The sequence below is a fragment of the Pseudomonas sp. xss_4 genome, from assembly GCF_043104125.1.
Lineage (GTDB): Bacteria > Pseudomonadota > Gammaproteobacteria > Pseudomonadales > Pseudomonadaceae > Aquipseudomonas > Aquipseudomonas parafulva_B.
The window spans coordinates 1-8,856 of the sequence record NZ_JBICKJ010000062.1; the positions used below are offsets into that span (position 1 = coordinate 1).

Here is an 8,856-nt window from a genome sequence, read left to right on the forward strand (position 1 = left end):
GCCATGTTACCGCCTGCCTAGCACCGCATTTGAAGGCTCCCACCTCCCCGGGTGGGAGCGGCCTCGTGCCGCGATGGGCCGCAAAGCGGCCCCAAGATCTAAAGCGCGCCACCAGCTCTGCGGCTCCTACAGGTGCGAGTAGGCCTGTGCTTCATGCCGTGTTATCGCCTGCCTAGCACCGCATTTGAAAGCTCCCACCTCCCCGGGTGGGAGCGGCCTCGTGCCGCGATGGGCCGCAAAGCGGCCCCAAGATCTAAAGCGCGCCACCAGCTCTGCGGCTCCCACAGGTGCGAGTAGGCCTGTGCTTCACGCCATGTTACCGCCTGCCTAGCACCGCATTTGAAGGCTCCCACCTCCCCGGGTGGGAGCGGCCTCGCGCCGCGATGGGCCGCAAAGCGGCCCCAAGACCTAAGGCGCACCCACCATCTCTGTGACTCTTACCCCGGTAGGGTATCCAGCACCCCCGCATTCAGCACCACATCACACACCCTAACCCTCAAGCGACTACCCCGACCCTCTTGTCAGACTCAGGCCCCCAGCACGTCAGCCCCATTTCCCACTAATCACCTCTCCCCCAATGAACCCTGCTACACCTCACCAAACCAACCGACCCCACCTCTGCAACCTCCCCCCACCCTAAGCCTATCCCCGACCAATCCAGTAAACATTACCCCACCCCAAACCCTGTCCCACCCCCCACCTCCAGCGCTAGGGTTAACCCCGCAGCCCAAGGAACAGGCTGCCAGAAATGACCAACCCTAGGAGTCTTCATCATGCGTAAAAACCTGCTCACCGCGCTGCTGCTCCCACTCGTCGCCAGCCTTTCGTTCACCGTAAACGCAGCACCCTCCAATACCACGACAATGGTCGAACCCATGGCGATGGTCGCCCAGGCAAGCCAGCAAGCCACCCCGCTGGTTGACCTCAATAGCGCAGATGCCCTGACCCTCCAGAAAGAACTCAACGGCATCGGCAAAACCAAGGCCGAGGCAATCGTCGCCTACCGCGAAGCCCACGGCCCCTTCGCATCAGTCGATGAATTGCTCGAGATAAAAGGCATCGGCAATGCGCTGCTGGAACGCAATCGCGACAAGCTGAAAGTGCAATAAGCACAGAGGGGCGGGCCTATCGACAGGCCCGCTCATTGAAAGGGCGTTGACCGCACTCAGCGGTCTTGAGCATCCCGGGCATCAGCCTCGGCATTGCGTTCATGGACCTTGCGCAACTGCTCGTCAGTCAACGGCAGCTTCTTGGCCGTGTCGCGCAGCATCATCAAACCGCCGACGATCGAGCCAATGGCAACGATGAGTATCAGCCAGGCATACCAAGGCATTTTCCTTCTCCTGTTGCGAGTGTAAGCGGCTTGCTTACCTGTTTTGAGCCAGGCGCCGCTTCGTTGGTTCAATGGTACAGCGCCTCATCCCGGCCCAGCACCCAACGCCCACATCCTGGCTCACCGTCCGACCAATTCCTCGGCCAGCGGCCCCCCAGCCTGCGTCACATCGTTTACAATGCGCGCCGTTTCCGACTTGCCAAGAGACCCTGCCATGCCCGCTTGCCAGACGCCCCTGATCGTCGCCCTGGACTTCCCCACCCGCGAAGCCGCCCTGAAGCTGGCTGACCAGCTGGACCCTGCGCTGTGCCGCGTCAAAGTGGGCAAGGAGCTGTTCACCAGCAGCGCGTCGGGCATTGTCGAAACCCTGTGCGACAAAGGCTTCGAAGTGTTCCTGGACCTGAAATTCCACGACATCCCCAACACCACGGCCATGGCCGTCAAGGCCGCTGCCGAGATGGGCGTGTGGATGGTGAACGTGCACTGCTCCGGCGGCTTGCGCATGATGGCGGCTTGCCGTGAAGAACTGGCCAAACGGAGCGGCCCGCAACCCCTGTTGATCGGTGTGACCGTGCTGACCAGCATGGAGCGTGAAGACCTGGCCGGTATCGGCCTGGATGTAGACCCGCAAGAGCAGGTGCTGCGCCTGGCGGCGCTGGCCGAGAAGGCCGGCATGGACGGGCTGGTATGCTCGGCGCTGGAAGCCCCTGCGCTGAAGGCTGCGCACCCAGGCCTGCAGCTGGTCACCCCGGGCATCCGCCCAGCAGGCAGCGCCCAGGATGATCAGCGTCGCATCCTCACGCCACGCCAGGCCCTGGACGCCGGCTCGGACTACCTGGTAATCGGCCGCCCCATCAGCCAGGCCGCCGACCCAGCCCAGGCCTTGGCAGCGGTGGTGACCGAGATTCGCGGCTGAGTCTGAACTGCACGCCTGTCAGGCTCCGGTATTGAATCGGAACCTGATAGGCGTGCGTCTAGTGCGTCATTACACCTTCAACACCAGCTTGCCAAAGTTCTGCCCGTTGAACAGTTTCAACAGGGTGTCTGGGAAGGTTTCCAGGCCTTCCACCACGTCTTCCTTGCTCTTGACCTGCCCATTGGCCAGCCAGCCGGCCATTTCTTTGGCCGCTTTGCCGTAATCCTTGGCGTGGTCCATCACCACGAACCCTTCCATGCGCGCACGGTTGACCAGCAGCGCCAGGTAGTTGGCCGGGCCTTTGACCGCTTCCTTGTTGTTGTACTGGCTGATCGCGCCACAGATCACGATGCGCGCCTTGAAGTTGATGCGCGTCAGCACCGCATCCAGGATCTCGCCCCCAACGTTGTCAAAGTAAACGTCCACACCTTTCGGGCATTCGCGCTTAAGGCCCGCCTGTACGTCCTCGGCCTTGTAGTCGATGACGCCGTCAAAGCCCAGTTCATCTTTCAGGTACTGGCATTTCTCGGCACCGCCAGCGATACCCACGACGCGGCAGCCCTTGATCTTGGCAATCTGCCCGGCAATGCTGCCCACCGCCCCCGCGGCGCCGGAGATCACCACGGTGTCGCCGGCTTTGGGCTGGCCCACTTCCAGCAAGGCAAAGTACGCCGTCATGCCGGTCATGCCCAGGGCCGACAGGTAGCGGGGCAGGGGGGCAAGGCTCGGGTCGATTTTCTGCAGGTTCTGGGGCTCGCCGGTGAAGTAGTCCTGCACACCCAATGCGCCGTTCACATGGTCGCCAGGCTTGAAGTCCGGGTGGTTGGACGCAACCACTTCGCCCACGCCCAGGGCGCGCATCACCTGCCCCAAGGCAACCGGCGGGATGTAGGACTTGCCCTCGTTCATCCAGCCGCGCATGGCCGGGTCAAGGGAAAGGTACAAGTTGCGCACCAGCACCTGCCCTTCACCGGGTTGTTCGGCAGGCACGGTCTCGAACTTGAAGTCTTCACGCGTTATCGCCCCAACCGGGCGTTTGACGAGCAGGAAGCGGCGATTGGTCTGGGTCATGACGGGTCCTTGAAGAATAGAATAGGCACAAGAGGATAAATCTACCTTGTTGATGAAAGCAGGTCCTCAACATCACTGACAAGCATGGTCCTATAAATGTCCATGTGATGATGCTGCCGGCCTTACCAGCGGCTGGCTATGCTCGTGTGCCTCACAGGCCCTGACAGGAGCGCGGCATGAGCATGAGTTTTTCGGGCCAGGTAGCACTGGTCACCGGGGGCGGGGCAGGCATCGGCCGGGCAACGGCGCTGGCCTTTGCCTGCGAGGGCCTGAAGGTGGTGGTCGCCGACCTCGATGCAGTGGGTGGCGAGGCCACGGTCGGGCAGATTCGGGCCGCTGGCGGCGAGGCGTTGTTCATCGCTTGCGATGTGACCTGTGACGACCAGGTCCGCCAACTGCACGAGCACCTGATCGCCGCCTATGGCCGCCTGGACTATGCCTTCAACAATGCGGGTATCGAGATCGAGCAGGGCAAGCTGGCCGACGGCAGCGAGGCGCAGTTCGACGCCATCATGGGCGTCAACGTCAAGGGTGTGTGGCTGTGCATGAAATATCAGCTGCCGCTGCTGCTGGCCCAGGGCGGCGGCGCTATCGTCAATACCGCCTCGGTGGCGGGGTTGGGCGCGGCGCCGAAGATGAGCATCTACAGCGCGTCCAAGCATGCCGTGATCGGGTTGACCAAGTCGGCCGCCATCGAATATGCCCGCAAAGGCATCAGGGTCAATGCCGTGTGCCCGGCCGTGATCGATACGGACATGTTCCGCCGGGCCTATGAAGCCGACCCCCGCAAAGCCGAATTCGCTGCCGCCATGCACCCGGTAGGACGCATCGGCACCGTGGCCGAAATCGCCAGCGCGGTGTTGTACCTGTGCAGCGATGGTGCGGCGTTTACCACTGGGCATTGCCTGACGGTGGATGGAGGGGCTACGGCGATTTGAATGGGTGAGGCTGTGGTGGATGAAGCCCAAAGGCTGTCAGGGTCTGAGCACTCGTTCTGAACAGGCATTATCACGCTGACATCCTGGGGCCGCTGCGCGGCCCATCGCGGCACAAGGACCGCTCCCACAAAAGCGAAATCTACAGGCCACCGAGCCCCGTATGCGGCCTTGCGTCGCGCTGAACGCACTCATGCAATTACCCAATCTACCAGCCCCCGCGTCCCCCCCGGGTGGGAGCGGCCTTGCCGGGGCGCCGGACCGGCCGCGATGGGCCGCGCAGCGGCCCCAAGTTCTCCGCCCCAAGCCGCAAATCTTGACCTCCTCGCGCACCTCCAGCCTGCCACCGTCATCCCCCTCCACCCACCACCGTCGTTGCCAGACAACATCCCGCGACCCAACCCTCGCTTTCGCACGTAAGACGACTCCTACAAACCCATTACCGACACCCTCATAGCTATTTGACACTATTCTGACGTCAGGCCCTTGTTCAGGGGTTGGCAACGTTGCCACCCTTGGCTATCGGGATAACCTGACACCCACAAGGGGAATTGGCATGGGCGCGAGCAAGCACGGTGTGTTGGCCAACCTGGGCATGGCCCGCAAACTCGCGCTGGGTTTCACCCTGGTGTTGCTGCTGACCCTGGCGGTGGCTGGCATCGGCATCGCGGCGTTGCACAGTGTCGGGCAGCGCTTTGACAGCCTGCGCGAGCTGGCACAATTCAACACCGACCTGTTGCGCTTGCGCCAGCACGAACAGGCATTCGCACTGCGCTCCGACATCAAACAAGCCGAAGCCTTGCGCGCCGGGTTGCAAGGGTTGCTCGAACGCGCCCGTGCACTGCCGGCCCTGGCCGCAGCCGAACCCGAGCTGGCCGCCTATGGCCAGGCATTCGAAGCATTCGTCGGCGCAGTACAGGCCAAGGAACTGGCGCTCGACACCGCCAGCTGGTCGGTCTCAAGCGTTGCCAACAACCTCGACGTGCTGCAGTCCGGCCTGGCGGATGACGGGGTGTATACCCTCAAGCAATCGCAAGGCCAGCAGGGCGGTGAGTTCCTGGAACAGGCCGCGCAGGTGGCGCAGGTCTCGCGGTTGATGCTCCAGGCCATGGATGAAGCCCGGGTACGCCTTGAGAAAAGCCGCAAGGGCGAAGACGATGTCAGCCAGGCGCGCATCGCGCAAACGGTCGAGGCTGCCAGCCTGGTGGGCCAGTTGCAGGCGGCGGTCACCGACAGTGGCTATCAGAGCGTACTCAACGAGGTAGCGGGGCACATTGGCAGCTTCTCCGAAAAACTCAATGAATACACCGACCAACTGGCCAGCGAACAAGGGCTCAAGGCGCAGTTGCAGGCCTCGGCCGAGCACGTCACCAGCCGCGTCGATCAGGCCTACCTCAGTGAAGAGCACGTGCTGCAAGGTGACCTGCAGCGCAACACGGTGGCCATCGCCATCGCCACCGCGCTGGCCTTGCTGGTGGGCGTGCTGGCCGCCTGGCTGATCACCCGCGCCGTGGTTGGCCCGCTCAAGCACGTGATTGCCCGTGCACAGCGCATTGCCGACGGCGAACTGGCCTTCGAACCCGTCGCGCCTCGCCGCGATGAAGTAGGACAACTGACGCAGGCCATGCAGCAGATGGCCGCAGGCCTGTCAGGCATCGTCAGCGGTTTGCAACAAGGCATTGAGCAATTGGCCGGCAACGCCCAGGCGCTGTCGGCCGTGACCGAGCAGACCAACCGCGAAGTCGGCAGCCAGAAGGAAGAGACCGAGCAAGTGGCCACGGCGATGCAACAGATGACGGCCACCGTGCACGATGTGGCGCGCAATGCCGAGGAAGCCGCGCAAGCGGCGCAGGCTGCGGACGAAAAGGTCGATTCGGGCCAGCATGTGGTGCGCCAGAGCATGCAGCGCATCGAGCAGTTGGCCGCCGCGGCCGAAACCGCCAGCGCGAGCATTGAAAGCCTCAGCTCTGAGATCCATACCATTGGCGATGTGCTCGAAGTCATCAAGAGCGTGGCCGAGCAAACCAACCTGCTGGCCCTCAACGCGGCCATCGAAGCGGCCCGTGCCGGCGAGCAGGGGCGCGGCTTTGCGGTAGTGGCCGATGAGGTGCGTGCACTGGCCAGGCGCACGCGCCAGTCCACCGAGCAGATCGAAACCCTGGTGGCCAGCCTGCGAGGCAATGCGCAGCAGTCCGTCGCGCAGATTCGCGGCAGCACCGAGCTGGTGCGCCTGGCCGTGGCCGATGCCCTGCACACCGAAAGCGCACTGGGCAGTATTGCCGCAGCAGTGTCGTTGATTCAGCAGATGAACCAGCAAATCGCTGCCGCCGCCGAACAGCAAAGCTCGGTCGCTGAAGAAATCAGCCGCAGCGTCACCCAGATTCGTGGCAGTGCCGACCAGGCCGCACTGGCCATGCAGGACAGCGCCCGGTCCAGCGTCGAGCTGGCGCAGTTGGGCACCGACCTCAAGGGCATGGTCGGCCATTTCAGGCTGTGATCGGGCCAGCCTGGCAGGGCGCCGCCAGCGCGGAGCCTGCCATTGGCGGGGGCGTTACGCCTTGCGTGGGTTGAGGATCAGCAGAGCCAATACACCGGCCACGATGCCCCAGAAAGCCGAACCGATGGAGAACAGTGTAAGCCCCGAGGCCGTGACCATGAAGGTGATGACGGCCGCTTCACGCTCGCGTGCTTCACTCATGGCTACCGTCAGGCCATTCATGATCGAACCAAACAGGGCCAGCGCCGCAATCGACAGCACCAGTTCCTTGGGCAAGGCCGCGAACAACGCCGCCAGCGTCGCCCCGAACACGCCGGCAACTCCGTAGAACACGCCGCACCATACGGCCGCGGTGTAGCGCTTGCTTGGGTCTTCGTGGGCATGCGGCCCGGTGCAGATGGCCGCGCTGATGGCAGCCAGGTTCACCCCGTGCGAGCCAAACGGGGCCAGCAGCAACGAAGCCAGGCCGGTGGCTGAAATCAATGGAGAGGCTGGCACCTGGTAGCCGTCAGCCCGCAGCACGGCAATGCCCGGCATGTTCTGCGAGGTCATTGCCACCACAAACAGCGGAATGCCGATGCTGATGGTGGCTGCCAGCGAAAAGTGCGGCGTGGTCCACACCGGCGTTGCCATTTCCAGTGCGAAGCCTCTGAAGTCCAGCAGCCCCAGGGCGCCGGACAATGCCGTGCCCACCAGCAGCGCGGCCAGCACGCAGTAGCGCGGCGACAGGCGCTTGACCAGCAGATAGCTGAAGAACATGCCCAGCACCAGCAAGGTACGGTGCTGGGCGGCAACGAAGATCTCGCTGCCGATCTTGAACAGAATGCCGGCCAGCAGCGCCGATGCCAGCGAGGCAGGAATACGCTTGACCAGGCGCTCGAAGCTGCCGGTCAGCCCACAGACCAGCACCAACGCTGCACAGGTGATGTAGGCGCCGATGGCCTCCCCGTAGCTCACCCCGCCAAGGCTCGTGATCAGCAGCGCCGCGCCGGGCGTGGACCAGGCCACCGTCACTGGCGTGCGGTAGCGCAGGGACAGGCCGATGCTGCAGACCGCCATGCCGATCGACAGCGCCCAGATCCACGAGGATATCTGCGCAGTGGTCAGGCCAGCCGCTTGCCCGGCCTGAAACATCAGCACCAGCGAGGAGGTGTAGCCGGTGAGCATGGCGATGAAGCCTGCGACCACCGCCGAGGGCGAGGTATCTGCCAGGGGGCGAAGGCGAGCGGAGGTGGCATCGGTCATGAAAAAATCCTTGTAAGGGTATACGCCGTGGTTTTCAGACTAACGCCAGGCGAGGTGACAGCAGCGATACAGCGATCATTGCTTTTAACCATACAGTCGTTAACTATCAGGCGCTCTGGTATGACGGCATTGCAGGGGTAGGGGTGATGTACAAGGTTTACGGCGATTATCAATCGGGTAACTGCTACAAGGTCAAGTTGATGCTCAGCCTGTTGGGGCGGCCTTATGAGTGGCACCCGGTGGACATCCTCAAGGGCGAGACCGAGACGCCCGAGTTCCTGGCCATGAACCCCAACGGCAAGGTGCCGGTGTTGCAGCTCGAGGACGGCAGTTACCTGTGGGAATCCAATGCCATCCTCAACTACCTGGCCGACGGCAGCGAGTTCCTGCCCGCCGAGCCGCGCCTGCGCACCCAGGTGCTGCAGTGGCAGTTCTTCGAACAATACAGCCATGAGCCGTATATCGCCGTGGCCCGCTTCATTCAGTTCTACCTGGGGCTACCGGATGATCGCGTCGAGGAGTACCGCAAGTTGCACAAGGGCGGCTACAAGGCGCTGCGTGTGATGGAGCGGCAGTTGCTGGTGACCCCGTATCTGGTGGGTGACCAGTATTCCATCGCCGATGTGGCGTTGTATGCCTACACCCATGTGGCGCAGCAAGGCGGTTTCGACCTGACGGATTACCCGGCCGTGCGCGCCTGGCTGGAGCGGGTGAGCAGCCATCCGCGGCATGTGCCGATGGTGGGGTGAGCCACGAGGTCCGGGAGCGGCCTTGCCGGGGCGCCGGACCGGCCGCGATGGGGCGCGTAGCGGCCCCCGGCAATATGAGTTGCGGAGCTGAAATCCTGGGGCTGCTGCGC

General features: G+C 63.4%; 8 protein-coding genes and 1 pseudogene. 6 read left to right on the top strand and 3 right to left on the bottom strand.

The features are described 5' to 3' along the window. Positions 1-773: 773 nt before the first annotated feature. On the top strand, positions 774-1,109 hold the full coding sequence (locus ACF8GB_RS11090; protein ID WP_058639934.1) for a helix-hairpin-helix domain-containing protein: 336 nt from the start codon (positions 774-776) through the stop codon (positions 1,107-1,109). 56 nt (positions 1,110-1,165) lie between these two features. Here the strand turns inward: ACF8GB_RS11090 and ACF8GB_RS11095 are convergent, their stop codons facing one another. Further along, positions 1,166-1,333, bottom strand: a complete 168-nt coding sequence (locus ACF8GB_RS11095) for a DUF2897 family protein (RefSeq protein WP_023535343.1) — start codon at positions 1,331-1,333, stop codon at positions 1,166-1,168. A gap of 214 nt (positions 1,334-1,547) precedes the next feature. On the opposite strand from ACF8GB_RS11095, the gene pyrF reads away from it, so the two are divergent. Next, positions 1,548-2,249, top strand: coding sequence for an orotidine-5'-phosphate decarboxylase (gene pyrF, locus ACF8GB_RS11100; protein ID WP_196142991.1), 702 nt, complete (start codon positions 1,548-1,550; stop codon positions 2,247-2,249). 69 nt (positions 2,250-2,318) lie between these two features. Here pyrF and ACF8GB_RS11105 read toward each other — a convergent pair whose 3' ends face one another. Further along, positions 2,319-3,320: an NADP-dependent oxidoreductase gene (locus ACF8GB_RS11105; RefSeq protein ID WP_392527038.1), complete on the bottom strand. Its 1,002-nt coding sequence runs from the start codon at positions 3,318-3,320 to the stop codon at positions 2,319-2,321. 176 nt (positions 3,321-3,496) lie between these two features. Here ACF8GB_RS11105 and ACF8GB_RS11110 point away from each other — a divergent pair, with 176 nt between their 5' ends. The 3 genes and pseudogenes from ACF8GB_RS11110 to ACF8GB_RS11120 all read left to right on the top strand — a co-directional run bounded on the left by ACF8GB_RS11110 (position 3,497) and on the right by ACF8GB_RS11120 (position 6,752). After that, on the top strand, positions 3,497-4,258 hold the full coding sequence (locus ACF8GB_RS11110) for an SDR family oxidoreductase (RefSeq protein WP_058606116.1): 762 nt from the start codon (positions 3,497-3,499) through the stop codon (positions 4,256-4,258). Between the two features lie 1,105 nt (positions 4,259-5,363). After that, positions 5,364-5,891, top strand: a pseudogene (locus ACF8GB_RS11115) (HAMP domain-containing protein); the annotation flags it as partial. Next, complete coding sequence (locus ACF8GB_RS11120) at positions 5,889-6,752, top strand: methyl-accepting chemotaxis protein (protein ID WP_372239216.1); 864 nt, start codon at positions 5,889-5,891, stop codon at positions 6,750-6,752. The pseudogene ACF8GB_RS11115 and the gene ACF8GB_RS11120, both read left to right, overlap by 3 nt. Before the next feature lie 54 nt (positions 6,753-6,806). Here ACF8GB_RS11120 and ACF8GB_RS11125 read toward each other — a convergent pair whose 3' ends face one another. Beyond that, positions 6,807-7,997, bottom strand: coding sequence for a benzoate/H(+) symporter BenE family transporter (locus ACF8GB_RS11125; protein WP_196127494.1), 1,191 nt, complete (start codon positions 7,995-7,997; stop codon positions 6,807-6,809). A gap of 146 nt (positions 7,998-8,143) precedes the next feature. Between ACF8GB_RS11125 and ACF8GB_RS11130 the strand changes: the two genes are divergently transcribed. Then, entirely contained in the window at positions 8,144-8,746 is a 603-nt protein-coding gene (locus ACF8GB_RS11130; protein ID WP_144966031.1) for a glutathione S-transferase family protein, read from the top strand. The last annotated feature ends 110 nt before the right edge of the window (positions 8,747-8,856 follow it).